We start from the raw sequence: 24,330 nt of genomic DNA on the forward strand, positions 1-24,330 counted from the left end.
GCTATTCCGCCCCCACCGTCGAGGCTTCGGGAATCAGCGGCAGGTCATCGCCCCGTCCCGCAAGCATCAAGATCTGGCGCAGGATCAGCTCGACCGCGACCGACACCATCATCGCAAGGCCGACGACCAGCGAGGCCATCATCCAGGATCTGGGCATCTTCTCCCATCCGTCCCCGGTCGGATAGTAGAGCGCATTGGCCTTGAACCGCCCCGAGAACCCCGTGATCTCGGCCCACCCGATCTGGACCCCAACGACCAGCACCACCAGCGACAGCAGAAGCAGCACAAGCGTCAGCGTGCCGCCGATCGCCCGGGGCAGGGCCAGCTGGATCATGTCGATCGCCACGAAGCCGCCCCGTCGCAAGGCCGTCGGTGCCACCACCATCAGCCAGAGCATCATGAAGCGCGCCGCCTCCTCGGGCCAGGGCAGCGGGTTCGACAGGACATAGCGCCAAAAGACCTGCACCAGGATGAACACGACCATCAGCGCCATGCAGGCCACGCCGACCCACCGGCCAACCGCCAGCATGCCCGCATTCAGCGCGCCGAGGGATCGGGTTACGGACAGAAGTAAATTCACGTGCCCTCCCCTGCGCGTGACCGACACGTGCGAAAGGACGCGCGTATCTTTCGATTTCGCCTCAAACGAAATCAACTGTCAACAGCAGACCTCAGCTATCCGCCAAAATCAACTCCACCTCGTGCTGCGCGCAGAGCGGTGCCACCCAGTCCTGCGACAGCCTTTCGGTCACCAGCGTATGGACCTGCCCCAGATGCCCCAGACGGACAGGCGCGCTCTGCCCGAACTTGCCACTGTCGAGCGCCAGCAGGACATGCCGCGCCTGCGCCATCATGGCGCGACAGACCTGCACCTCGGCCAGATCGTAGTCCAGCAGCGTTCCGTCATCGGCCAGCGCCGCCGCGCCGATGATGGCGAAATCGACCCGGAACTGACGAATGTAGTCCACCGCCTCGGCCCCCAGGATCGCGCCGTCCGACCGCCGCACGGCGCCGCCCGGCACAATCACCTCCAGCCCCGGAAAGCCCCGGATTTGTGCTGCAAGATCGACGTTGTCGGTGATCACCCGCACCTGTTTGTGGCCCGACAGCATCTGGCCCACCTGTGCCGTAGTGGTGCCCGCGTTCAGAAACAGCGCGCAGGTCTGCGGCACGCGCCCGGCGGTGGCGGCCCCGATGGCGCGCTTGGCGGCGACGGCCGTCGTCTCGCGCTGCGCGGGGGCGGTGTATTCGACCCCGCCGACCAGCGTCGCGCCGCCGTGAAAGCGCACCACATGGTGCAACTGCTCCAGCGCCTGAAGGTCCTTGCGGATGGTCTGGGGCGAGGTGGCGAAATCGGCGGCTAGGTCGTCGACACGCACCCGCTGCTGCACCTCGATCAGACTCAGGATCTTCTGCTGCCGCCGTGTGAGCATCCGATTCCCCCCGATACCCTCGCCCCATCCAAGGGTAAAACGAAAGAAACGAAATCGACAAGTCCGGAAACGGTTGCGAATTTCAGGTATTCAGAACGGGTGATCTACGGGTGATCTACGGGTGATCTACGTCGGACGTTGGTCGGATACGGACCCGGCCACACCGCGCCGCAACAGCACCAGGGCCCGGTAGTGCCCGCCGGGGGACTCACGTAGGGGATGACCGCTGTGCGGGACGAAGCGACTGTATGGCGGGTCAAGTGTAGACAAGAAAATGCGTCCGAATTTCTTCGAGTTGGGCATCTGGCGTATTCGGATCCCTGGCAAAGAACCAATAATCTCCATAAGGGTTGCTCACCGAAAATGGCCGTTTCCTATGGGTGAAATCAAACCATGTCTCATCATACGATGGTATGAATTTTGTTGGGAAGGCATGGGGCAGCCAAACTACACTAAACCAGAGCCTAATTGGTGGATGTTTTTGTGGGAAAAACAAGAAATTGCGTGATCCGTCACGCATAGTCTCGTTCAGCAGAGGGATTTCTGTTCGAGACATGCCAAGACCTCACGTTCATAGTTCACTCGGACGCAAATCAACCGGCCATGGGATATGGCTTTGTGTTTTTGGAAGAGTTTGTGGCATTTGGAGAGCCAAGTACAGAGCCAAGTACATAGTGCGCCGATCTCGCGAAGTGACGGCAGGCAGAGCTATCTACAATGTGGGCTCCAAGCCGACCTTCACCGCCTCGCCATCCACCTTGCGTTCGGCGCCCTGCCCCACCGGCGGACAGGGACGGGTGCGCCCTAGCGGATGCGCATCTCCGTATTGGCGTCGAAGACCATGATGCGCGCGGGGTCGATGGTCAGGGCGATGCGGTCGCCCTCGTCGGACCGGATGTCGCCGCGTTCCTCCACGATGATCTTCTCGCCCGTGTCGGCCGTCAGGTAGGCATAGCTGACACCGCCCAGCGCCTCGGTCAGGTCCACGGTCAGCACGTCGCCGGTGCCGACCGACAGGTGTTCGGGGCGCAGGCCGACGATGACGTCGGTGCCCTCGGACGGCAATGTCACGGCGGGCGACAGGGTGGTCTTGAGGCCCGGCACCTCGACCGCGCCGCCCTTGACCGTGCCGCTCAGGAAATTCATCGAGGGCGAGCCGATGAAGCCCGCGACGAAGCGGTTGTCGGGGTCGCGGTAAAGCTCCAGCGGTGCGCCGACCTGTTCGATCCGCCCCGCGCGCAGCACCACGATCTTGTCGGCCATGGTCATCGCCTCGACCTGATCGTGGGTCACATAGATCATGGTCGCGCCGATTTCCTTGTGCAGGCGCGCGATTTCCACCCGCATCTCGACCCGCAACTCGGCATCGAGGTTCGAGAGCGGTTCATCGAACAGGAACACATCCGGCCCGCGCACGATGGCGCGCCCGATGGCGACCCGCTGCCGCTGCCCACCCGACAAGGCGGCGGGCTTGCGCTTGAGGTAGTCGTCCAGCTTCAGGATGCGCGACGCCTCGGCCACCTTGCTGTTGATCTCGGACCGCGGGTGGCCGTTCATCTTGAGGCCGAAGCCCATGTTCTCGGCCACGGTCATATGCGGATAGAGCGCGTAGGTCTGGAACACCATGGCGACGCCGCGCTGCGACGGGTCTTCGCGGGTGACGTCGCGGGCGCCGATCCGCACGGTGCCCTCGGTCGTCTCTTCCAGCCCGGCGATCATCCGCAGAAGCGTGGACTTGCCGCAGCCCGACGGCCCGACGAAGACACAGAATTCCCCCTCTGCGATCTTCAGGTCGATCCCGTGGATCACCTGCACGTCGCCATAGCGCTTGACGACTTCGGTAAGCTCGACGCCTGCCATTCCTAACCCTCCCGTTGGTCGGGGAACCGCCAGTCATGGAGGTCCCCCGCGATATGTTCGACTGCCTGTTTCAGCTTGGGCAGATGGCGTTCCAGTTCGGCAAGCGGCCCGCGCTCCACCGACGAGGTGACCGACACCGCACCCAGCATCCGCCCCGTGGCCGACAGGACCGGCATGGCGATGCAGTGGATGCCCGGCTCATGCTCCTCCCGGTCGTAGGCGTGGCCCTGGGCGCGAATCGTCTCCAGCTCGGCGCGCATGGCCTCGGGCGTCGTTACGGTGTGGGGCGTAAAGCGGTGCCAGCTCTGGCGGGCCAGGGCCTTGTCGCAGGCCGCCTCGTCCAGATGGGCCAGCATCGCCTTGCCGACACCGGTGCAATAGGCCGGGCCGACCTTGCCCGCTTCGGAAAACATCGGCAGGGGGCGCACCGCGTTGCGCTTGTCGACATAGAGCACCTGCCCGCCGTCAAGCTGTGCCAGATGCACGGTTTCGCCCACGGCGCGGCTGAGTTCATCGAGATGCGGGCGCGCGATCGGGGCCAGGCTGGACTGCGCCCAGGCGGCATGGGCCATCCGCACCAGCCGCATGCCGGGCGCATAGGTGCCGCGGTCGTCGTCATAGGCCAGCATGCCCTGTTTCGCCAGCGTCTGGAGCAGGCGGTAGAGCGTCGCCTTGGGGAACGGCGCGTCCTCCAGCAGTTCCGAAAAGCGCACCGGACGCCCGAAGGCGGCCACACGGTCGAGCACGTCGAGCGCCTTGCCCACCGTGCCATCCGCACTGTCCCTTTGAATGTTCAACTTGGGGCCTCCCGCCTCAAATCCTGTTGACAGCCTAGCCGGATCATACCAGAGTTTTCAATATAAGAAACTTGGTTTCATTAATTGGAACCATCAGGACGCATCGGGAGGAAAACATGCGATCCATTCTGACGGCGCTTGCCGCCACCACACTCATGACCGGAGCTGCCTTTGCCGACGCGCATGCGCTGACCGGCGACATGCGCATCGTGTCGGATATGTCAAACCCCGCCCCCCGGGCCGTGATGGAGGGGCTGGTGGAGCAGTTCGGCGAATTGCATCCCGGCCTCAACATCGAGCTGGAGATCGTGGACCGCGACGGCTGGAAGGGCCAGATCCGCAACGCCCTGACCTCGAACCCGCCCGACGTCGTCAACTGGTACGCCGCCAACCGCATGGGCCCCTATGTCAACGCGGGCCTGTTCGAGGACGTGTCGGACGTCTGGGGCGAGATCGAGGGACTGGACGCCGTCAAGGGCGCGCTGACCATCGACGGCAAGCAGTGGGGCGTGCCCTATACCTATTACAATTGGGGTCTCTATTACCGCGAGGACATCTTCGCCGAGCTCGGTATCGAAGAGCCCACGACCTTCGAACAGGAAATCGCCAACTGCCAGGTGATCATCGACTCGGGCCGCAAGTGCTATGCCATCGGGACCAAGTTCCTGTGGACGGCCGGCGGCTGGTTCGACTACCTCAACATGCGCACCAACGGCTTCGACTTTCACATGCAGCTGGCCCGCGGTGAAGTCGAATGGACCGACGACCGCGTCCGCGAGACCTTCGCCAATTGGCGCAAGCTGATCGACATGGGTGCCTTCATCGACGACCACCAGAACTATTCCTGGCAGGAGGCGCTGCCCTTCATGGTCAACGGCGAGGCGACCCACTACCTGATCGGCAACTTCGCCGTGGCGCCGATGCGCGACGCGGGCCTGACGGACGAGCAGATCGACTTCTACCAGTTCCCGCTGATCGCCGACCTGCCGCAGGGCGAGGATGCCCCCATCGACACGTTCCACATCCCGTCGGGTGCGGCGAACAAGGATGCCGCGCGCGAATTCCTGAAGTTCGTGACCTCCGCCGAGGTGCAGACCGCGATCAACGGCCCCGAGGTCAAGGAAGGCGACGAAGTCGTCAAGCCGGGTCTGGGCCAGCTGCCGGTCAACGCGGCCAGCGCGGTGGAAGATGACGAATTCCTCAACCAGGGCTTCGAGATGCTGACCACCAATGCCACGGGCGGCATCGCCCAGTTCTTCGACCGGGACTTCCCGGCCGAAATGGCGGCGGCCGGCATGGAAGGTCTGCAGGAATTCATGGTCTTCCCGGACAACCTGGACGACATCCTGGAGCGCCTGGAACAGACTCGTCAGCGCGTCTACCAGCAGTAACCGCCATCACGACACCGGGGTCGGCCTTCGGGCCGATCCCACCGACCCATCCGCAAACGCCCCGCCCCGCGTTTGCGCATGTGCCGGACAGGATTTCGCGCAACCGCCACGCAGGAGACCCGCCATGACAGCCGTCCCCGATATCCGCCCCCGGGCGGACACGCGCAGCTGGTACCGGCGGAATGAAATCGCGATAACCCCCTGGCTGTTCCTGGCCCCCGGTCTTCTGTTCTTCGCCTTCTATGTCATCTTTCCGATCTTTCAGTCCTTCCAGGTCAGCTTCTACGACTGGGACGGGTTGGGGGATCTGACCGAACAGGGCCGGTTCATCGGTCTCGACAACTACCGCGAACTGGCGGGCGACCGGAACTTCGAGATCAGCCTGTGGAACAACCTCAAATGGCTGCTGCTCTATTTGCTGGCCATTCCCATGGGCCTTGGCATCGCGCTTTTCCTCAACCAGACGGTGACGGGCATCCGCCTTTACAAATCGCTGTTCTTCTTTCCCTTCGTCATCAGTCAGGTCGTCGTGGGCCTTGTCTTTTCGTGGTTCTACCTGCCGGACGTAGGCCTTCTGAACGTGATGCTGGGATGGTTCGGCCTGTCGATCAACATCCTGGGCAGCCCTGATACCGCGACCTATGGCATCATTGCCGCAGGTCTGTGGCCGCAGACGGCGTACTGCATGATCCTCTATCTCACGGGCCTGAACGCCGTCGATCCCGAACAGATCGAGGCGGCGCGTCTGGACGGGGCCAAGGGGCCGAAGATGCTCTGGTACGTCATCCTCCCGCAGCTCAAGCCCGCCACCTTCATCGCCTTCGTGGTGACGATCATCGGCGCGCTGCGGTCCTTCGACCTGGTGTCGATCATGACCAACGGCGGCCCCTTCGGCTCCACCCGCGTGCTGTCGTTCTACATGTTCGAAAAGGCGCTCGCGGAATTCGGCTTCCGCATGGGCTATGGCGCGGCCATCGCGGTCGTCCTGTTCCTGATCATGCTGGTCTTCATCGCCTACTTCCTCTGGTCCATGTGGCGCGACGAAAGGGCGGCGCGGTGATGACCCGCGCCGACATCGACACGATCTGCGCCGCCCTGCCCGGTGCTACCCCCGCCGGTGCGGGCGAACTCGACAGCTGGAAAGTCGGCGGCAAGATGTTCGCCTGCATGGCGGGCGGCGACACCCGCGGGTCCGAGGATGGCGTGTCGGTCAAATGCCCCGACGTGGAGACCGCCACCATGCTCATCGACGCGGGCGCGGCGCGGAAGGCGAAGTATTTCCACCGCTCCTGGGTCCGCCTGCCCTATGCCGACACCGACCGAGACGAGGCCGAGCACCGTATCCGCGTCAGCTATGACACCGTCCGGGCCAGCCTGCCCAAAGCCACCCGCGAGGCGCTCTGAATGTTCCCCACCCCGATCGCCAAATCCTCCCGCCAGTGGCAGTTGACCTATCAGGCCCTGCTCCCCGTCGCGCTGATCCTGTGGCTGCTGCCGCTGATCGCGGTCATGCTCTTCTCGATCAAACCCGACAGCGATTTCACCTCCGGCAACTACTGGGGCGTCCCCGGGTCCTTCGACCTGATCTCGAACTACGGCAAGGTCTTCTTCGAAAGCGAAATGCCGCGCTACCTTCTGAACTCGGCTTTCATCACCATCCCCACGGTCATCGGCACCGTGGCCCTGTCCTGCATGACGGGCTTTGCGCTCGGCATCTATCGGTTCAAGGGCAACCTTCTGATCTTCTTCATGTTCATCGCGGGAAACTTCGTGCCGTTCCAGATCCTGATGGTGCCGGTCCGCGACTTCACCATCGCGCTCGACCTCTATGACACCAAGACGGGCCTCGTCCTGTTCCACATCGCCTTCCAGACCGGCTTCTGCACCCTCTTCATGCGCAACTTCATCCGCGCCCTCCCCTTCCCGCTGATCGAAGCGGCGCGGGTCGAAGGCGTCAGCGAATGGCGCATCTTCGTCTATGTCGTCCTGCCGTTGATGAAGCCCGCCATCGCAGCGCTTTCGGTGCTGATCTTCACCTTCATCTGGAACGACTACTTCTGGGCCATCGTCCTGACCCAGGGCCCCGACAGCCAGCCGGTGACGGCGGGCATCACCGCCTTCAACTCGCAATACCGCGCCGCCTATCACCTGATGAGCGCGGGCAGCATCGTCGCCGCCCTGCCGCCGGTGGCGATGTTCTTCCTGATGCAGAAACACTTCATCGCGGGCCTCACCCTCGGCGCCGTGAAATAACCCCGGATCTTCCGATGCCTCCTTCCCTTCCGATCCGCAGCTGGCGGCTCGACGATCCCGCGCAGACCATGGTCCTTGCCGCGACGGGCGACCGTCTGCCGCAGGTCGTCTATTGGGGCGCGCCCCTGCCCGTGTCCGAAGATCTGGGCACGCTCGCCCGCGCCCATGTCCTCGACGTGACCGGCGGCATGCTGGACGAGAACCCGGACCTCAGCCTCTGCCCCGAAGCCATCCGCAGCTTTCCGGGCCAACCCGGCCTCACCCTGCGCGACGCGGGCGGCACATCGGTCCTGCCCCGTTGCACCCGTGTCGACGACACGCAGGACGGCGACACCCTCGCCCTGACCTACGGCGATGCCGCGAACGGCCTGACCCTGACCTTCCGCTTCACCACCGACCCCGCGACGCGGATCATCACCGCGCAGACGACGCTCGCCTGCGACCGCCCGACCCACGTGACCTGGCTTGTGGCCCCCGTCCTCCCCGCACCGCAGCACAGCGACGGGATGATCGACGTCTCGGGCCGCTGGTGCGGGGAATTCCAGCTCAACCGCACCCCCTGGTCCCACGGCATCCACGCCCGCGAAAGCCGGTCGGGCCGCACGGGCCACGAGAATTTCCCAGGCCTGATCGTCCCCTGCATCGGCGCGACCAATACCCAGGGAGAAGCCTACGGATTCCACTACGGCTGGTCTGGCGGGCACAAGATGATCGCCGAGGAACTCCCCGATGGCCGCCGACAGATCCAATGGGGCCACACCAACGGCAGCGAGCGGGGCCCGGCCACGTTCTTCGAGAGCGCGCCACTTTACGTCACCTACAGCCAGACAGGCCTGAACGGCTGCGCCACCGCCTTCCAGCGTCACGCCCGCGACCGCATCGTCACCTGGCCCCGCCCCGATACCCCGCGCCCCGTCCACTACAACTGCTGGGAGGCGGTCTATTTCGACCACGACCTCGCCACCCTGACCGAGATCGCCAGCCGCGCCGCATCGCTTGGCGCCGAACGCTTCGTCCTTGACGACGGCTGGTTCGGACAGCGCGACGACGACACCTCCTCGCTCGGCGACTGGGACATCGACCGCCGCAAATGGCCCGACGGCCTGACCCCGCTCATCGACCACGTCCACGGGGCGGGCATGACCTTCGGCCTCTGGTTCGAACCCGAGATGGTCAACACCGACAGCGACCTCGCCCGCGCCCATCCAGACTGGATCCTCGGCCCCGTCGATCAGGTGGAGGGGCGACAGCAGCGCGTCCTCGACATGGCCAACGGCGATGTCCGCGACCACCTCCACGGCAAGATCGCCGCGATCCTGTCGACCCACGCCATCGACTACATCAAATGGGATCATAACCGCGTCCTGCCCCTGCCCGACGCGGCGCAGACGCGCGGCACCTATGCCCTTCTCGACCGGCTCCGCGCCGATTTCCCGCAGGTGGAGATCGAAAGCTGCGCCTCGGGCGGCGGCCGCATCGACTTCGGCATCCTGAAGCGCACGCAACGCGTCTGGCTCTCGGATAGCAACGACGCGCACGAACGTCTGCGCATCCAGCACGACGCCGCGCTCTTCCTGCCGCTGGCTATCACCGGCAGCCACGTTGGCCCCCGCCATTGCCACACGTCAGGCCGAGTGTTCGGCATCCGCTTTCGCGCCTGGGTCGCAGCGCAACGGCACATGGGGTTCGAGATGGACCCCCGCGAATTGACCGAAGACGAAGCGACCGTGCTGCGCGACGTCACGACCTGGTGGAAGGCCAACCGCGACTGGCGCACCGACGCCGACATACTGCGCCTCGACAGCAGCGATCCGGCGGTCCTGGCCGAACAACAGATGGCGAGTGACGGCCACCGCTTCGTGGTCTTCGCGGGCAAATCCGCCACCTCGACCCAGATCGCGCCGCGCCCCTTGCGCCTCACCGCCCTCGACCCGGCGGCACGGTACCGTGTCGGCCTTCTGAACCGCGCCGACGCCCCCCGCCTCAGCCGCGGCAGCCCCGCGCTCAAGCGCGGGCCAATCGAGGTGTCGGGCGCCTGGCTCATGACCCACGGCCTGACCCTGCCCTGGAGCTTCCCGGACACGATGTGGGTCATCGAAGGCCACCGCCTGTGATCTGGCATTTTCCTCCGGGGGCCGTGACATTGACCCCGAACGCGCCCGCAATCAACCCGTCTGCACAGGGGGTGTACGGGGGGTGTACGCGGGGTGCACAACTTAGCAGAAGGACTGCGGCATGACCGACACAGCAACCTATCCCGACCTCTCCGGCGCCTCGGTCTTCATCACCGGGGGCGGGTCGGGCATCGGCGCGGCCCTGACCGAAGGCTTCCTGCGGCAGGGGTCGAAGGTCGCCTTCATCGGGCGCTCCGATGCCTCGGCCTTCGCCTCCGAGATGGAGCAAGCCACGGGGAACAAACCGCTTTTCATCCAGGGCGACATCACCGACATCGCCACGCTGCGCGCCGCGATGGACCGGGCCGCCGCCGCCCATGGCCCCATCACCCGGCTGGTGAACAACGCCGCCAACGATCAGCGGCACGCCACGCTGGACGTCGACGAGGACTTCTATGACTGGTCCCAGTCGATCAATCTCAAATCCTACTTCTTTTCCTGCCAGCACGCCATTCGTGGCATGAAATCCGTGGGTTACGGCCACATCGTGAACTTCTCCTCGATCAGCTACATGATGGGCAACGCGGGCTACGCCATCTACACTGCCGCCAACGGCGCCATCACCGCCATGACCCGCAGCCTCGCCCGGGAATTCGGCCCCGACCACATCCGCGTAAACGCCCTCGCCCCCGGTTGGGTGCTGACCCAGAAGCAGCTCGACAAATGGGCCGACCCCCAAAGCGTCGCGGCCCATGTCGAACGGCAGTGCCTCAAAGAGACGCTTGCCCCCGAAGATATTGTGAACCCCACGCTTTTCCTGTCGTCCAACGCCTCGCGCATGATGACCGGACAGGCCATGGTCGTCGACGGCGGTGTCGTGGTAACAGGCTGACATGACCCGCTGGATCGCCGCAGACTGGGGCACGACCGCCCTGCGCATCACCCTGATGGAGGGGGATCGCCCGCTGGACACCCGCGCCAGCGGCGACGGCATGAACAGCTTGACCCGTGACATGTTCGAGGCCAGTTTCCTGAGCCTCGCCGGAGATTGGATCGACGACAAGAGCCACGGCCCGACACAGGTTTTCGCCTGCGGCATGGTCGGCGCGCGCCAGGGGTGGGCCGAGGCGGCCTATCGCACGACGCCCTGCACCCCGCTCGACGGCGGGCTGACGCGGGTGGTGACCGCCGACCCGCGCCTCGACGTGCGGATCGTGCCCGGCGTGCGGCAATTGACGCCCCATCCGGACGTCATGCGCGGAGAAGAGACACAGATCGCGGGCATCCTGCGCGCCCTGCCCGATTTTGACGGCGTCGCCTGCCTGCCGGGAACCCACACCAAATGGGTCCATCTGTCCGCCGGCGAAATCGTCAGTTTCCGCACTGCGATGACCGGCGAGTTGTTTGCAACCATCTGTTCCCAAACCGTTCTTCGCCATTCCCTGGTCGGCGACGCCTGGCAGGAAGAGACCTTCCTCGCCGCCGTGTCGGACGCCCTCTCACGCCCCGAGGTGCTCACCGCGCGCATGTTCGAATTGCGCGCCGCCGACCTTCTGCATGGGCAAGAGGCCGCCGTTGCGCGCAGCACCCTCTCGGGCCTCTTGATCGGCGCGGAACTCGCGGCCACCAAACCGTGGTGGCTGGGGCGTGACGTGGTCATCACCGGCTCACCCAAGACCACCCGCGCCTATGATGTCGCCCTGAAATCCCAGGGGCTTGCCCCCCGCATCCTGCCCGCCGACGCCATGACGCAGGCCGGTCTGATCGCCGCAAAGGACGCCGCATGACCCGACCCCTGATTGCCATCCTGCGAGGCATCACCCCCGACGAGGCCGTGCCCGCCTGCGCCGCCCTGATCGCCGCCGGGATCACCACGATCGAGGTGCCGCTGAACTCGCCCGACCCGTTCCATTCCATCGCCGCCATGTCCGCCGCTCACGGCACCGGAGCGCTGATCGGCGCGGGCACGGTGCTGAGCGTCGCGGATGTCGAGGCGGTCAAGGACGCGGGCGGCAAGCTGGTCGTGTCGCCCAACACCGACGCCGAAGTCATTGCCCACACACGCAAACTCGGGATGGAAAGCTGGCCGGGGGTGTTCACCCCGACCGAGTGTTTCGCCGCCCTCAAGGCTGGCGCCACGGGACTCAAGCTGTTCCCCGGCGCGATGGCCGGGCCTGCGGGCCTGCGGGCGATGCGGGCCATCCTGCCCCCCGGAACGCAGGTCTACGCCGTGGGCGGGGCGGGCCCCGACAACTTCGGCGACTGGATCGCCGCCGGGGCCGACGGATTTGGCCTTGGCACGGCCTGCTATACCCCGGGCCTTTCGGTCGACGACATCGCTACCCGCGCCAAGGCCATCGTCGCCGCCTATGACAAGGCCGTCGCATGACCGACGCGCGCGTCTTCGACGACCGCGCCTGTGTCCTGGGCGAAGGGCCGCTCTGGCATCCGGGGCGGCGGCAGCTCTTCTGGTTCGACATCCTGGGCCGCAAGCTTCTGAGCCGCGACGCCAGCGGCCCGCTCGACTGGGATTGGGATTATCCGGTCAGCGCCGCCGCCTGGGTCGATGCCGATACGCTGATGGTCGCGGGCGCCGATGCGCTCTGGCGCTTCGACATCGCGACAGGCGCACGCAGCCGGATCGTCGCCCTCGAGGCGGACATCCCCGCGAACCGCTCCAACGATGGCCGCGCCGACCCTCTGGGCGGCTTCTGGATCGGGACGATGGCCCTGGACGCGACACCGGGAGCAGGCGCGATCTATCGCTATTTCCGGGGCGAGTTGCGCAAGCTTTACAAGGACATCACGATCCCGAACTCGATCTGCTTCTCGCCCGAAGGTGACACGGCCTATTTCGCCGACACCGCCAAGGGCGCGATCTGGAAGCAGCATATCGACCGGGCCGGCTGGCCGTCGGGACGGGCCGAGATCTTCGTCGATTTCTCGCATGTAGGCCTCGCCCCCGACGGCGCGGTCTGCGACGCCGATGGCAATGTCTGGGTCGCGCAATGGGGCGGCTGGCGCGTGGCTTGTCACGGACCGGACGGAAGGTTCCGCGCGGCGCTGGCTTGCGGCGCAGGTCAGGCGACCTGCCCGGCCTTCGGTGGACCCGACATGAACCAGATGTTCATCACCTCCGCTGGCGACGGCCTGACGGGGTCAGCCGCCCATCACGTGGGCGCGGGCCAGACCTTCGTCGCGGACATGCCGGTCAAGGGCCTGGCGGAACATCGGGTCATCCTGTGAAACGCACGCTCGGCACCTGCTATTATCCCGAACATTGGCCCGAGGAGATCTGGGCCGACGACGCCCGCCGCATGGCGGATCTGGGGCTGACCTGGGTCCGCATCGGGGAGTTCGCCTGGTCGCGGCTGGAGCCCGCCCCGGGCCGCTTCGACTGGGGCTGGCTCGACCGGGCCATCGACGTTCTGACCGGCGCGGGCCTGTCTGTGGTCTTGGGCACCCCCTCGGCCACGCCGCCGCGCTGGATGCTGGACCGGCACCCGGACATGCTGGCCGTCGATGCGACGGGCCGTCCGCGCAAATTCGGATCGCGCCGCCACTACTGCTTCAGCCATGCCGCCTATCGCGCCGATGCCGCCCGTATGGCGGGCCTGATGGCCGAACGCTACGGCGACCGGGTGGCCGCCTGGCAGACAGACAACGAATACGGCTGCCATGATACGGTCATCAGCTACTCCGCCGCCGCCCGCGATGCCTTCCGCCTGTGGCTGGTCGAGCGCTATGGGACGGTCGACCGTCTCAACCAAGCCTGGGGCAACGTCTTCTGGTCGATGGACTACGACAGCTTCGACCAGATCGACCTGCCGAACCTGACCGTGACCGAGCCGAACCCCGCCCATCTCATGGCCTTCCGGCGCTTCTCGTCCGATCAGGTGGTGGCCTGGAACGCGGCGCAAGTCGCGGCGATCCGGGCCCATTCAAAGGCTCCGATTTCGCACAATTACATGGGCCGCGTGACCGAGTTCGACCACTATGCCACCGGCCGCCAGATGGAGATCGCGACCTGGGACAGCTATCCCCTGGGCTTCCTGCTGGACCGGGTCCCGGGCGGCGACAAGGCGGCCTACCTGCGGCAGGGCGACCCGGATTTTCAGGCGTTCCACCATGATCTCTATCGCGCCTGCGGACAGGATGGCCGCTGGTGGATCATGGAGCAGCAACCCGGCCCGGTGAACTGGGCGCCCTGGAACCCCGCGCCCCTGCCCGGCATGGTCCGGCTCTGGTCGTGGGAGGCTTTCGCCCACGGGGCCGAGGCCGTCTGCTGGTTCCGCTGGCGGCAATTCCCGCAGGCGCAGGAGCAGCAACATGCGGGTCTTCTGCGCTCCGATTCGACCGAGGCCCCGGGATTTGCCGAAGCCGCCGAAGTCGCCGCCGAACTGCGCGACGCGCCCGATGTCGCGCCCATGCAGGCGCCCGTCGCGCTGGTCTTCGACTATGCCTCGCAATGGGCCTGGGAGGTGCAGCCGCAGGGCCAGGGCTTCGACCATTTCGCGCTCTGCTTCGACCTCTACCGCGCGCTGCGCAGTCTCGGGCTATCCATCGACATCCTGCCACCCGAGACCGCCACCCTCGACGGCTATGCGATGGTTCTGGTGCCGGGTCTGCTGACGATCCCCGCCGCGCTTCGCACCGCGATGGAGCGGGCCGAGGGGATCGTGGTGACCGGCCCCCGCACCGACCTCAAGACCGACGAGCTGGCCATGCCGATGCCCCTTGGTCCGAACCTTCCGGGGCTGGCCGCGACATCAGTGATGGAGGAAACCTTTCCACCCGACGCCCCCCGTGGCCTGCAGAACGGTGGCGGCATCGACCTCTGGCTCGAACACCTGAAGACCGATGCGGAGGTGACCGAGCGGACGACCGACGGGACGGCCGTCCTGCTGCGGCAGGGTCGGCGCGCCCATCTGGCCGGTTGGCCGAACAAGCCCTCCGCACAGCGCATTCTGGGTGATCTGGCGCGCGAAGCGGGGCTGGCGGTGACGCCTCTTCCCGAAGGGCTGCGCCTGCGCGACACGGCGACGGAACGGTTTGTATTCAACTACGCCAGCCACCCGCTCGATTATGCGGGGCAGATCATTCCGCCGGCGGGCCTGCTCCGCCTCAGCCGCCCATCCTGAGGGCCAGGTCCAGCATCCGGTTGGCAAAGCCCCATTCGTTGTCATACCAGCCGAAGACCCGGATCAGCCCACCCTCGGCCACCCGCGTCTCGCCGCTGGCATGGATATAGCTTTCGGGCCGCCCGCGCAGATCGGAACTGACCAAGGGGCCATCTTCCACTCCGATCACGCCGCCCGCGTCGCGCAGGGCCGCGTTCACCGCCTCTGCCGTGGCGGGACGCGCGGGCAGGAAGGACAGGTCGACCGCCGAGACGCTGGCCACCGGAACGCGCACCGACTGACATGGCACGCGGCCCGCCAGATGGGGCAACACCTCGTCCACCAACCGTCCGGCGCTGGTGGTGGTCGGCACCATCGACAGGGCCGCCGCCCGGCTGCGCGCCAGCGGCCCACCCCGCGCCATGTCCACGGTCGGCTGACTTCCGGTGTAGCAATGGATCGTCGTCATCGATCCCGCAACCACGCCAAAGGCCGCGTCCAGAACCGCGAGCAGGGGGGCGACCGCATTGGTGGTGCAGGAGGCATTGGAGACGACCCGGTGCCCCGGCCGCAAGGTCGCGTCATTGGCCCCCAGAACGATGGTCGCATCCGCCACCGCGGACGGCCCCGACATCAGGACCTTGCCCGCCCCGGCCAGCAATCCGCGCTCCACCTCGGGGCGGGTGTCGGCGTGGCCGGTGCATTCCAGGACCAGATCGACGCCGCCGAGGGAGAGCGTGCGCAGGTCGGGCGTCCGGTAAAACGGGATGGCCCGCCCGTCGATCACAAGCGCCGCGTCTTCGCCAGACACCTCCCCGGCCCAGGGGCCGAAGACACTGTCGTATTTGAAGAGATAGGCACAGGCATCGAGGGGGGCGATGTCGTTGATCCCCACGACTTCGATCCCGGCACCCGCGCCGCGCAGATGCGCGCGCAGGATGGAGCGTCCGATGCGGCCGAAACCGTTGATGAAGACCTTCATCGGTGCACCCCGTCAGGAATGGGGTGCCGTGTCGGTCGGGGTGTCTTGGGCGGCATCCTGTCTCCTTCGCGCGAAGACTGGCGCGGTGCGTCCGCAAAAGTCAAAGAGGGATGCGTGTCGATACAATGCCCCTGCGGCGCCAGGCCCTAGTCGAGGTCCCACTCGTCCTCGGCCTTCACCTCGCCGATGGCGGTCCAGTCGGCGCGGACCCGGGCGACGCGGGTGTCGCCCCAGGTGCGGAAGATCAGGTCGAAGCCGGTTTCGGTGACATTGCCATGGCTCAGGTCGGCGCGCTGGTTCGTGCTTTCGTCGATGTCGAACATCGAGAGGGTGGTCAGGACGGCAGGCACCGTCTTGAAGGGTTCGTCGAACTCGACGACCACGCGCACTTCTCGGGGGCCCGTGCTCGTCCACATGGCGCCCCCGTCCTCGAAATCCGAGAACATGACCCGGCTGCCCTGTTCGACACCGATCAGATGATTGCGAAACTTTCGCATGAAAACGTACCCTGCCGACCGTCTGTCGATCGTCGGGGCAGCTTAAGCGAAGTTTCCGGCGAAAGGATGCCCGAAAAAAGAAAGCCCCGGAAAAATCCGGGGCCTTCTGTCACTTGGACCGGGCGATCAGGCCGAAAGGCCGATGGTGTCGCCCATGGCCACCATATCGGCGAGCAGCTTGGCCGCGGCATCGGCCACATCGTCAACCGCCTCGTCCGAGGCTTTGCGTGCCTCTGCGACCCAACCGCTGAACACCTCCTGGGTGACGTCAGCAACAGGCAGGGCCCGCTCGGCCAGAACGGTGACCCCGGCCCCGATTTCGGCGAAACCGCCGGTCACGGCAAAGTTGCGCTCGCCGCCCGACATCTCGATGGTGAGGATGCCGGGACGCAGGCTGGTGATCGTCGGCGCGTGATCGGCCATGGCCGTCAAATCCCCGTCCGCGCCGGGGATGCGGACCGCGTCGACCTCCTCGGAGGCGAGCTTGCGCTCGGGTGAGACGAGTTCGAACTGCATCAGGCGGCCTCGGCTGCCATACGCTCGGCCTTGGCCTTCACGTCGTCGATACCGCCGACCATGTAGAACGCACCTTCGGGAAGGTGATCATACTCGCCCGCGACAACGGCCTTGAAAGACGCGATCGTGTCCGCCAGCGGCACCTGGATGCCGTCGGAGCCGGTGAAGACCTTGGCGACGTCGAAGGGCTGCGACAGGAAACGCTCGATCTTGCGGGCTCGGGCCACAGCCAGTTTGTCGTCTTCGCTCAGTTCGTCCATGCCCAGAATGGCAATGATGTCCTGCAGCGACTTGTAGCGCTGAAGCACACCCTGCACGTCACGGGCGACGGTGTAATGCTCTTCGCCCACGATGGCGGGATCCATCAGGCGGGAGGTGGAGCCGAGCGGGTCAACAGCCGGATAGATGCCCTTTTCCGAGATGGCGCGGTCCAGAACGGTCGTCGCGTCGAGGTGGGCGAAGGACGTGGCCGGCGCGGGGTCGGTCAGGTCGTCTGCGGGCACGTACACGGCCTGCACCGAGGTGATGGACCCGGCCTTGGTCGAGGCGATCCGCTCCTGCATGGCGCCCATGTCGGTGGCCAGCGTCGGCTGGTAACCCACGGCCGAAGGAATACGACCCAGAAGAGCCGACACCTCGGAACCCGCCTGCGTGAAGCGGAAGATGTTGTCGACGAAGAACAAAACGTCGGAACCGGATTCGTCGCGGAACTGCTCGGCCAGGGTCAGACCCGACAGGGCGACGCGCATACGGGCACCCGGCGGCTCGTTCATCTGCCCGTAGACCAGGGCGATCTTCGACTTCTCGAGGTCATCGGGGACGATAACGCCCGACTCGATCATCTCGTGGTAGAGGTCGTTGCCCTCGCGGGTCCGCTCGCCCACGCCGGCGAACACGGACAGGCCCGAGTGCACCTTGGCGATGTTGTTGATCAGTTCCATGATCAGAACCGTCTTGCCCACGCCGGCGCCGCCGAACAGGCCGATCTTGCCGCCCTTGGTATAGGGGGCCATCAAATCGATGACCTTGATGCCCGTCTCGAGGATTTCGGTCTCGGTCGACTGCTGCGCGAAGGTCGGGGCCTCGCCGTGGATGGCGCGGGTTTCGGTCGCCTCGACCGGGCCTTTTTCGTCGACCGCTTCGCCGGTCACGTTCATGATCCGGCCCAGGGTGGCCTTGCCGACCGGCACGCGGATCTGGTCGCCGGTGTCGGTGACTTCCTGACCGCGGACAAGACCTTCGGTCGCGTCCATGGCGATGGCGCGAACCGTGTTCTCGCCAAGGTGCTGCGCCACTTCGAGAACCAGGCGCTTGCCGTCGTTCTCGGTGGTCAGGGCGTTGAGGATCTGCGGCAGTTCATCGGGGAACTGCACGTCCACGACGGCGCCGATGACCTGGGTGATTTTTCCGACTGCGTTTGCCATGTCGTATGTCTCTCCGGTTTCTCTGGTGCCGAGGCACCGGCCAATGTCAGAGCGCTTCGGCGCCCGAAATGATTTCGATCAGTTCGTTGGTGATGACGGCCTGACGCGAACGGTTGTACTGGATGGTCAGCTTTTCGATCATCTCGCCCGCGTTGCGCGTCGCGTTGTCCATGGCGGACATCCGCGCGCCCTGCTCGGACGCCCCGTTTTCCAGCAGAGCCGCGAAGATCTGCGTGGCGACGCCGCGCGGCAGAAGGTCGGCCAGGATGGCCTCTTCGCTCGGCTCGTAATCGTAGAGCGTCGATGCCTCGGCGTCCGCCTCGAACGAGGCCGGGATGATCTGTTGGGCGGTCGGGGTCTGGCTGATGACGGACTGGAACTTCGAGTAGAAGATCGTCGCCACGTCGAATTCACCCGCATCGAACCGCTTGAGCACGTCAGCCGCGATCCGGGCGGCATCGGCATAGCCGATCCGCTTGATCTCGGACAGGTCGACATGGCCGATGGAATACTTGCCGTATTCGCGCTTCATCGACTCGCGGCCCTTCTTGCCGACCGTCAGGATCTTGACGGTCTTGCCCTGACCCGCAAGCTTGTCTGCATGGGTCTTGGCCAGCTTGGCGATGTTGGCGTTGAAACCGCCGCACAGGCCACGCTCGGACGTCATCACGATCAGCAGCTGCGTCTGATCCGACCCCGTCCCCGACAGAAGACGCGGCGCGGCATCAGACCCGCCCGCCGACGCCGCAAGCCCACCCAGAACGGCGTTGAACCGCTCGGTGTAGGGGCGCGAGGACTCGGCTGCATCCTGTGCCCGCCGCAGCTTTGCGGCGGCCACCATCTGCATGGCCTTCGTGATCTTGCGCGTGGATTTAACGCTCGCGATCCGAGTCTTGAGGTCCTTCAGGTTGGGCATTCGGTATCTCCCGTCAGACGATCAAGCGTGGGTCTTGGCATAGTCGTCGATGACTGCCTTCAGCTTGTCGGCGGCGTCGCCCTTGATCTTCGGGTCCTCGTTGGAGATCCAGTCCAGGATGTCTTTCTTCTGGTTGCGCAGATAGGAGAGCAGGCCCGCTTCCCACTTGCCGACTTCCTTGACCGGCACCTTGTCGAGATAGCCGTTGGTGCCCGCGAAGATGACGCAGACGATTTCGGCGTTGGTCAGCGGCGAATACTGCGGCTGCTTCATCAGCTCGGTCAGACGGGCGCCACGGTTCAGCAGCTGCTGCGTCGAAGCGTCGAGGTCGGAGCCGAACTGCGCGAAGGCGGCCATCTCGCGGTACTGGGCGAGCGACAGTTTCACCGGGCCGGCGACCGAGGACATCGCCTTGGTCTGGGCCGAAGAGCCGACGCGCGACACCGACAGACCGGTGTTCACGGCGGGCCGGATGCCCTGATAGAAGAGTTCCGTTTCCAGGAAGATCTGACCGTCGGTGATCGAGATCACGTTCGTCGGAATGAACGCGGACACGTCGCCACCCTGGGTTTCGATGATCGGCAGGGCTGTCAGCGACCCGCTGCCGTAAGCTTCGCCCAGTTTGGCCGACCGCTCCAGCAGGCGCGAGTGGAGATAGAAGACGTCGCCCGGATAGGCTTCGCGGCCGGGCGGGCGGCGCAGCAGGAGCGACATCTGGCGATAGGACACGGCCTGCTTGGACAGATCGTCATAGATGATCAGGGCGTGGCGGCCGTTGTCGCGGAAATGCTCGGCCATGGCGGTGGCGGCATAGGGCGCCAGGAACTGCATCGGCGCGGGGTCGGATGCGGTGGCGGCGACGACGATCGAGTATTCGATCGCCCCCGTCTCTTCCAGGCGCTTCACCAGCTGTGCGACAGTCGACCGCTTCTGACCGACGGCGACATAGACGCAATAGAGCTTCTTCGATTCGTCATCGCCCGCGGCCTTGTTGTAGGACGCCTGGTTCAGAATCGCGTCGAGCGCCACGGCAGTCTTGCCGGTCTGACGGTCGCCGATGATCAGCTCGCGCTGGCCGCGACCGATCGGGATCATGGCGTCGACGGCCTTGAGGCCGGTCGCCATCGGCTCGTGAACCGATTTGCGGGGGATGATGCCCGGGGCCTTCACGTCGGCCACGCGGCGACCCGAGGCGTTGATCGGACCCTTGCCGTCAAGCGGGTTGCCCAGACCGTCCACGACGCGGCCCAGAAGTTCGTCACCGGCGGGCACGTCCACGATGGAGTTGGTGCGCTTGACGGTGTCGCCTTCCTTGATGTCCCGGTCGGAGCCGAAGATCACGACACCGACGTTGTCGGTTTCGAGGTTCAGGGCCATGCCCTGGATGCCACCGGGGAATTCGACCATCTCGCCGGCCTGGACGTTGTCCAGTCCATAGACGCGCGCGATGCCGTCGCCGACGGACAGAACCCGCCCGACCTCGGACACTTCGGCGTCCTGGCCGAAATTCTTGATCTGATCTTTGAGGATCGCGGAGATTTCCGCTGCCTGGATCGCCATTACCGGACCTCTTTCATCGTGTTCTGGAGCGCGTTGAGTTTCGCGCGGATACTTGTGTCGATCATCTGCGACCCGACCTTGACCACCAGACCGCCAATCAGGCTGTCATCGACGGTCACGTCGAGGTTAACATCCTTGCCGGTCGAGGCCTTGAGCGCCTTGGCCAACTTGTCGGATTGCGTCTTGGTCAGGGCCTTGGCGGCACGCACTTCGGCGGTCACCTCGCCCCGGTCCGCCGCCATCCGGTCCTTGAGCGCGGCCAGCATCTGCGGAACCACGAACAGGCGCCGCTTGGTCGCCATCAGCGCCAGGGTGTTCGCGACAGTCGCGCCCAGTCCCATCTTCTTGGCCAGCGCGTCCAGGGCTGCGCCCTGTTCGTCGCGCGTGATCACCGGCGACGTCAGCATGGCGCGCAGGTCCGAAGAGACCTTCATGGCCTCATCCAGCGCCGCCACGTCGGACTCGAGCTTTTTCAAATCACCGCTGTCGCGGCTCAGGTCGAAGACGGCCTGCGCATAGCGTTCGGCAATCCCCATCGAGATCGAAGCTGGTTCGGACACGTCCACCCTTTCGACAGTCTGTCGGATCGCCCGGCTTACCCCCCGACGCAATCCGCTAAAGACCCGGTCCAACACGGCCGGATCACCAAATCGCGCTCCCTCTAGCAGAGGGGTTCGGACCCTGCAACCGCCCCTGAGGGCGTCAATTCGCACCACCGGGCGGATTGTTCCGGTCCGGTCGACAGGACCCGCGCAGCCCCTTGCCAAACAGGCCTTTCGGACTATGCCGACCGCATTCGCCCCCCGCAGAACCCGCCGCAACGTAAGGATTCCCTTACTCGCGGGGTCAAATGCCTTCCGCTAGGTCAGGTTCACCGACGACAGCCATCCTCGCAACCGGAGACCCGGAGCCATGATTCACGCCTTTCTGACGGACACGCCGCCTCTGCAAATCCTCGGACTGGTCGGCGCGGGTCTCTATGTCATGAATTACGTCCTTCTGACGTGTAGGCGCATCGATCCCGGTCGGACACCCTATTTCGTCGTGAACCTGGTTGCGGCCAGTTTCGTGCTCCTGAGCCTCAGCCATGCATTCAACGCGGCTGCGATGGTCATCCAGAGTTTCTGGATCACCATCAGCATTTACGGAATCGCCATCCGCCTGCGGCGCAGCCCGCCGTCGGCCACGGGCGCCAGACTGCGGCCGCTGCCGGGCACCGGCCCTAGAGTCGCCGGGCAAAAGTGACCCGCGCGACGCCGTCGCCGTAGAAATCGCGGACGCAGGCTTCCTCCTGGTATCCGGCCGCCAGGTAGAACGCCCGGGCCGGGGCCATGTCGGGCAAGGACGCCGTGTCGATCAACAGGAGCCGCCCTCCGGCGCGGCGCACCGCTGTCTCCGCCGCGGCAAGCAGAAGTCGCCCGACACCGCCCCGCCGCGCCCCGGCCAGCACGCCGATGAAGCGCAGGTTCCAGACGTTGTCCGACATGGCTTCCGGTTCCAGAAAGGCCGCCCCATCACCAGAACCCGCGATCAGCCAGAGGCGGTCTCCGGCGCTGTCGTGGCCGTCGAAGGTGGCGATGAAATGGGTCAGGTCTTCGGGCGAGAAAAGGCCCGAGCCTTCGCCCACGGCCAGAATTGCGGAGCGGTCAGCAGGGACGGCTGGTCTGATATGTGTCATGTGATGTCTTTCAGTCGCTGAAAATTTGCGCGCGAATTGCGCGTCAGGGCGGGGAGCAGCCGCAGACCGAAACAGGGAAAGATGTGCGGGACCGACGCGTTGCTGTCAACGCGTCCCGCGAAGTCGCCCGGCGGCGGTCGGTTCAGGCACGCCTTCGAGAACCCGCAGCGGCCGCCGCACCCGTTCGGCAAGACCGGGGCGGGGCCGGGCCGGAACCTGCTTGGACACCTCGAGCAGAATCACGCCGCCGCCGCCCGAGCGCGACAGTTTCTGCCCCATGCCCTCGGTGAATCCCGAGGCCCGGAGCCAGAAATTCGCGTCCGACGGCGGCGCGAACAGCGCGGCGGCATGGCGTTCGGGCACAAGGCCCGCGCGTTTCACCTGCGCCTCGAGCTGGCCCAGGGAATAGGGTCGCCCGAAACCGAAGGGCGTCTTGTCGCGGCGCGCCCAGAGGCCCGACCGGTTCGGCACGATGAAGACGGCGCGTCCGCCGGGGCCAAGCACCCGGCTGCATTCGTCCAGCACCGCCGTCGGGTTTTCCGACGTCTCGAGCCCGTGGAGCAGGACGAGCTTGTCCACGGCCCCCGTCTCGATCGGCCAGAGCGTCTCTTCGACAAGGACCGACACGTTTTCCATGCCGGCGGGCCAGTGCATCACCCCCTGAGGCGCGGGCATCAACCCGATCACACGCCGCGCATCCGCCAGGAACGGACGCAAGAGGGGGACCGCAAAGCCGAACCCCGCGACGGTCTGCCCCTTGGCCTCGGGCCACATCGCCAGAAGCCGGTCGCGCACGGCCTTCTGCGCCGCCCGACCCAGACGGGTGCGATAGTAGAATTGCCGCAGGTCGAGGACGTCGAGATGCATTCCGCCGTTGCCCTTCCGTTTCGTCCTGCCATGCTAGCGGCGAATCCGGAGATTGCCATGACCCTTGCGGACACCCTTGTCACCATCCCGATGCTGCAGGACAGATTTCCGGATCTGCTCGACAACTACGGATTTCTGTGGCGGGCGGGCGACCGGGTCGTCACCGTCGATGCCGCCAAGGGCGACCCGATCCTCGCGGCGGCGGCAGAGCGCGGCTGGACGATCACCGACATCCTTCTGACGCATCACCATCCCGACCACGTGGCGGGCGTCGCCGATATCGTGGCGGCCACCGGGGCGAAGGTCTGGGGCAATCGCGCGGATGCGTACCGCCTGCCGCCACTGGACCATCCGCTCTCCCCCGGCGACCGCATCGACATCGGCGGCGAAACGGGCGTGGTCTGGGATGTCTCGGGGCACACCATCGGGCATGTCGCCTATATCTTCGACGGCATCGCCTTCACCGGCGACAGTCTGATGGTCGGCGGTTGCGGTCGCCTGTTCGAGGGCACGCCCGAGCAGATGCACGCCAGCCTGGGGCAATTTGCCGCCCTGCCCGGCGACACGCTGATCGCGTCGGGTCACGAATATACCGCGGCCAACATCGCCTTTGCCCGCGACCTTGAACCCGACAACCCGGCGCTTACGTCTAGGCAGGAAGAGGTCGCCCGACTGCGGGCGACGGACACGCCCACCGTACCGTCCCTCTTGTCGACGGAACGGGATACAAACCCTTACCTTCGCGTCAACGATCCGGCGCTGAAGCACGCGACGAAAACACGCGGTCGACCCGACAGTGCCACCTTTGCGGCCATTCGCCGTGCTAAAGATGCCTTTTGAAGGCGCATGTGAGTCCTTTCCACATCACCTCGGGGTCACGGAACTGCGACCGGACAATAAAAAGGGTTGAAGCGCGACGCGT

At 65.7% G+C, this 24,330-nt stretch carries 25 protein-coding genes; 12 read left to right on the plus strand and 13 right to left on the minus strand.

All coding sequences use genetic code 11. The features are described 5' to 3' along the window. Position 1: 1 nt before the first annotated feature. The 4 genes from BM002_RS12075 to BM002_RS12090 all read right to left on the minus strand — a co-directional run bounded on the left by BM002_RS12075 (position 2) and on the right by BM002_RS12090 (position 4,090). Positions 2-580, minus strand: a complete 579-nt coding sequence (locus tag BM002_RS12075; protein WP_245749234.1) for a TRAP transporter small permease — start codon at positions 578-580, stop codon at positions 2-4. Between the two features lie 91 nt (positions 581-671). Further along, positions 672-1,433 (minus strand): DeoR/GlpR family DNA-binding transcription regulator, encoded by a 762-nt coding sequence (locus BM002_RS12080; RefSeq protein WP_092781236.1) that lies wholly within the window; start codon positions 1,431-1,433, stop codon positions 672-674. An 804-nt stretch (positions 1,434-2,237) separates the two neighbouring features. After that, on the minus strand, positions 2,238-3,293 hold the full coding sequence (locus BM002_RS12085; RefSeq protein ID WP_092781240.1) for an ABC transporter ATP-binding protein: 1,056 nt from the start codon (positions 3,291-3,293) through the stop codon (positions 2,238-2,240). A gap of 2 nt (positions 3,294-3,295) precedes the next feature. Then, positions 3,296-4,090 carry an IclR family transcriptional regulator gene (locus BM002_RS12090; protein ID WP_425431860.1) on the minus strand — a complete coding sequence of 265 codons (795 nt, stop codon included), beginning with the start codon at positions 4,088-4,090 and terminating at the stop codon, positions 3,296-3,298. Positions 4,091-4,206: 116 nt separating this feature from the next. Here BM002_RS12090 and BM002_RS12095 point away from each other — a divergent pair, with 116 nt between their 5' ends. The 10 genes from BM002_RS12095 (at position 4,207) to BM002_RS12140 (ending at position 14,989) form a co-directional block, all read left to right on the plus strand. Further along, entirely contained in the window at positions 4,207-5,481 is a 1,275-nt protein-coding gene (locus tag BM002_RS12095) for an ABC transporter substrate-binding protein (protein WP_175484886.1), read from the plus strand. Positions 5,482-5,605: 124 nt separating this feature from the next. Then, positions 5,606-6,541 carry a carbohydrate ABC transporter permease gene (locus tag BM002_RS12100; RefSeq protein WP_092781243.1) on the plus strand — a complete coding sequence of 312 codons (936 nt, stop codon included), beginning with the start codon at positions 5,606-5,608 and terminating at the stop codon, positions 6,539-6,541. Beyond that, entirely contained in the window at positions 6,541-6,885 is a 345-nt protein-coding gene (locus tag BM002_RS12105) for an MmcQ/YjbR family DNA-binding protein (protein WP_092781246.1), read from the plus strand. The genes BM002_RS12100 and BM002_RS12105 overlap by 1 nt, the downstream gene beginning before the upstream one ends. Next, a complete protein-coding gene (locus BM002_RS12110) occupies positions 6,886-7,734 on the plus strand; it encodes a carbohydrate ABC transporter permease (RefSeq protein ID WP_092781249.1) in 849 nt (282 codons plus the stop codon). Between the two features lie 14 nt (positions 7,735-7,748). Next, the gene (locus tag BM002_RS12115; protein WP_092781252.1) at positions 7,749-9,848 is read left to right on the plus strand and encodes an alpha-galactosidase; all 2,100 of its coding nucleotides are present in this window, start codon (positions 7,749-7,751) and stop codon (positions 9,846-9,848) included. 121 nt (positions 9,849-9,969) lie between these two features. Continuing rightward, positions 9,970-10,740, plus strand: coding sequence for an SDR family NAD(P)-dependent oxidoreductase (locus BM002_RS12120; RefSeq protein WP_092781255.1), 771 nt, complete (start codon positions 9,970-9,972; stop codon positions 10,738-10,740). A 1-nt stretch (position 10,741) separates the two neighbouring features. Continuing rightward, the gene (locus BM002_RS12125; RefSeq protein WP_092781258.1) at positions 10,742-11,635 is read left to right on the plus strand and encodes a 2-dehydro-3-deoxygalactonokinase; all 894 of its coding nucleotides are present in this window, start codon (positions 10,742-10,744) and stop codon (positions 11,633-11,635) included. Then, complete coding sequence (locus tag BM002_RS12130; protein WP_092781261.1) at positions 11,632-12,237, plus strand: 2-dehydro-3-deoxy-6-phosphogalactonate aldolase; 606 nt, start codon at positions 11,632-11,634, stop codon at positions 12,235-12,237. The genes BM002_RS12125 and BM002_RS12130 overlap by 4 nt, the downstream gene beginning before the upstream one ends. Further along, complete coding sequence (locus BM002_RS12135) at positions 12,234-13,094, plus strand: SMP-30/gluconolactonase/LRE family protein (RefSeq protein WP_092781264.1); 861 nt, start codon at positions 12,234-12,236, stop codon at positions 13,092-13,094. The genes BM002_RS12130 and BM002_RS12135 overlap by 4 nt, the downstream gene beginning before the upstream one ends. Continuing rightward, positions 13,091-14,989 carry a beta-galactosidase gene (locus tag BM002_RS12140; RefSeq protein WP_092781267.1) on the plus strand — a complete coding sequence of 633 codons (1,899 nt, stop codon included), beginning with the start codon at positions 13,091-13,093 and terminating at the stop codon, positions 14,987-14,989. The genes BM002_RS12135 and BM002_RS12140 overlap by 4 nt, the downstream gene beginning before the upstream one ends. On the opposite strand, the gene BM002_RS12145 is transcribed toward BM002_RS12140, so the two are convergent. From BM002_RS12145 to BM002_RS12175, 7 genes are all read right to left on the minus strand, one after another. Continuing rightward, positions 14,973-15,950, minus strand: coding sequence for a type I glyceraldehyde-3-phosphate dehydrogenase (locus tag BM002_RS12145; protein ID WP_092781270.1), 978 nt, complete (start codon positions 15,948-15,950; stop codon positions 14,973-14,975). The two genes, BM002_RS12140 and BM002_RS12145, sit on opposite strands and share 17 nt — an antisense overlap. Positions 15,951-16,096: 146 nt before the next feature. Continuing rightward, positions 16,097-16,447, minus strand: coding sequence for an H-type lectin domain-containing protein (locus BM002_RS12150; RefSeq protein WP_092781273.1), 351 nt, complete (start codon positions 16,445-16,447; stop codon positions 16,097-16,099). A gap of 126 nt (positions 16,448-16,573) precedes the next feature. Beyond that, positions 16,574-16,963 (minus strand): F0F1 ATP synthase subunit epsilon, encoded by a 390-nt coding sequence (locus tag BM002_RS12155; protein WP_092781277.1) that lies wholly within the window; start codon positions 16,961-16,963, stop codon positions 16,574-16,576. After that, a complete protein-coding gene (gene atpD / locus BM002_RS12160; protein WP_092781281.1) occupies positions 16,963-18,387 on the minus strand; it encodes a F0F1 ATP synthase subunit beta in 1,425 nt (474 codons plus the stop codon). Before atpD ends, BM002_RS12155 begins: the two co-directional genes overlap by 1 nt. Before the next feature lie 46 nt (positions 18,388-18,433). Next, positions 18,434-19,303, minus strand: a complete 870-nt coding sequence (locus BM002_RS12165) for a F0F1 ATP synthase subunit gamma (RefSeq protein ID WP_092781284.1) — start codon at positions 19,301-19,303, stop codon at positions 18,434-18,436. Between the two features lie 21 nt (positions 19,304-19,324). Then, positions 19,325-20,863 carry a F0F1 ATP synthase subunit alpha gene (atpA, locus tag BM002_RS12170; RefSeq protein WP_092781287.1) on the minus strand — a complete coding sequence of 513 codons (1,539 nt, stop codon included), beginning with the start codon at positions 20,861-20,863 and terminating at the stop codon, positions 19,325-19,327. Beyond that, positions 20,863-21,423 (minus strand): F0F1 ATP synthase subunit delta, encoded by a 561-nt coding sequence (locus BM002_RS12175; RefSeq protein ID WP_092782169.1) that lies wholly within the window; start codon positions 21,421-21,423, stop codon positions 20,863-20,865. Before BM002_RS12175 ends, atpA begins: the two co-directional genes overlap by 1 nt. Before the next feature lie 352 nt (positions 21,424-21,775). Here BM002_RS12175 and BM002_RS12180 point away from each other — a divergent pair, with 352 nt between their 5' ends. After that, entirely contained in the window at positions 21,776-22,108 is a 333-nt protein-coding gene (locus BM002_RS12180) for a CBU_0592 family membrane protein (protein ID WP_092781289.1), read from the plus strand. On the opposite strand, the gene BM002_RS12185 is transcribed toward BM002_RS12180, so the two are convergent. Both BM002_RS12185 and BM002_RS12190 read right to left on the minus strand, forming a co-directional pair. Continuing rightward, positions 22,086-22,541, minus strand: coding sequence for a GNAT family N-acetyltransferase (locus BM002_RS12185; RefSeq protein WP_092781292.1), 456 nt, complete (start codon positions 22,539-22,541; stop codon positions 22,086-22,088). The two genes, BM002_RS12180 and BM002_RS12185, sit on opposite strands and share 23 nt — an antisense overlap. A gap of 105 nt (positions 22,542-22,646) precedes the next feature. Then, positions 22,647-23,408, minus strand: coding sequence for a class I SAM-dependent methyltransferase (locus BM002_RS12190; protein WP_092781294.1), 762 nt, complete (start codon positions 23,406-23,408; stop codon positions 22,647-22,649). Between the two features lie 57 nt (positions 23,409-23,465). On the opposite strand from BM002_RS12190, the gene gloB reads away from it, so the two are divergent. Continuing rightward, the gene (gloB, locus tag BM002_RS12195; protein ID WP_092782172.1) at positions 23,466-24,248 is read left to right on the plus strand and encodes a hydroxyacylglutathione hydrolase; all 783 of its coding nucleotides are present in this window, start codon (positions 23,466-23,468) and stop codon (positions 24,246-24,248) included. Positions 24,249-24,330: the final 82 nt, after the last annotated feature.

The organism is Jannaschia pohangensis (assembly GCF_900113875.1).
Classification (GTDB): domain Bacteria; phylum Pseudomonadota; class Alphaproteobacteria; order Rhodobacterales; family Rhodobacteraceae; genus Jannaschia; species Jannaschia pohangensis.

Bases quoted from the DNA above. Each gene is read 5' to 3' on its own strand.
- BM002_RS12080 (WP_092781236.1), bottom strand. From the start codon at position 1,433: ATGCTCACACGGCGGCAGCAGAAGATCCTGAGTCTGATCGAGGTGCAG.
- BM002_RS12085 (WP_092781240.1), bottom strand. From the start codon at position 3,293: ATGGCAGGCGTCGAGCTTACCGAAGTCGTCAAGCGCTATGGCGACGTG.
- BM002_RS12095 (WP_175484886.1), top strand. From the start codon at position 4,207: ATGCGATCCATTCTGACGGCGCTTGCCGCCACCACACTCATGACCGGA.
- BM002_RS12100 (WP_092781243.1), top strand. From the start codon at position 5,606: ATGACAGCCGTCCCCGATATCCGCCCCCGGGCGGACACGCGCAGCTGG.
- BM002_RS12105 (WP_092781246.1), top strand. From the start codon at position 6,541: ATGACCCGCGCCGACATCGACACGATCTGCGCCGCCCTGCCCGGTGCT.
- BM002_RS12110 (WP_092781249.1), top strand. From the start codon at position 6,886: ATGTTCCCCACCCCGATCGCCAAATCCTCCCGCCAGTGGCAGTTGACC.
- BM002_RS12115 (WP_092781252.1), top strand. From the start codon at position 7,749: ATGCCTCCTTCCCTTCCGATCCGCAGCTGGCGGCTCGACGATCCCGCG.
- BM002_RS12120 (WP_092781255.1), top strand. From the start codon at position 9,970: ATGACCGACACAGCAACCTATCCCGACCTCTCCGGCGCCTCGGTCTTC.
- BM002_RS12125 (WP_092781258.1), top strand. From the start codon at position 10,742: ATGACCCGCTGGATCGCCGCAGACTGGGGCACGACCGCCCTGCGCATC.
- BM002_RS12130 (WP_092781261.1), top strand. From the start codon at position 11,632: ATGACCCGACCCCTGATTGCCATCCTGCGAGGCATCACCCCCGACGAG.
- BM002_RS12135 (WP_092781264.1), top strand. From the start codon at position 12,234: ATGACCGACGCGCGCGTCTTCGACGACCGCGCCTGTGTCCTGGGCGAA.
- BM002_RS12145 (WP_092781270.1), bottom strand. From the start codon at position 15,950: ATGAAGGTCTTCATCAACGGTTTCGGCCGCATCGGACGCTCCATCCTG.
- BM002_RS12150 (WP_092781273.1), bottom strand. From the start codon at position 16,447: ATGCGAAAGTTTCGCAATCATCTGATCGGTGTCGAACAGGGCAGCCGG.
- BM002_RS12155 (WP_092781277.1), bottom strand. From the start codon at position 16,963: ATGCAGTTCGAACTCGTCTCACCCGAGCGCAAGCTCGCCTCCGAGGAG.
- atpD (WP_092781281.1), bottom strand. From the start codon at position 18,387: ATGGCAAACGCAGTCGGAAAAATCACCCAGGTCATCGGCGCCGTCGTG.
- BM002_RS12165 (WP_092781284.1), bottom strand. From the start codon at position 19,303: ATGCCCAACCTGAAGGACCTCAAGACTCGGATCGCGAGCGTTAAATCC.
- atpA (WP_092781287.1), bottom strand. From the start codon at position 20,863: ATGGCGATCCAGGCAGCGGAAATCTCCGCGATCCTCAAAGATCAGATC.
- BM002_RS12180 (WP_092781289.1), top strand. From the start codon at position 21,776: ATGATTCACGCCTTTCTGACGGACACGCCGCCTCTGCAAATCCTCGGA.
- BM002_RS12185 (WP_092781292.1), bottom strand. From the start codon at position 22,541: ATGACACATATCAGACCAGCCGTCCCTGCTGACCGCTCCGCAATTCTG.
- BM002_RS12190 (WP_092781294.1), bottom strand. From the start codon at position 23,408: ATGCATCTCGACGTCCTCGACCTGCGGCAATTCTACTATCGCACCCGT.
- gloB (WP_092782172.1), top strand. From the start codon at position 23,466: ATGACCCTTGCGGACACCCTTGTCACCATCCCGATGCTGCAGGACAGA.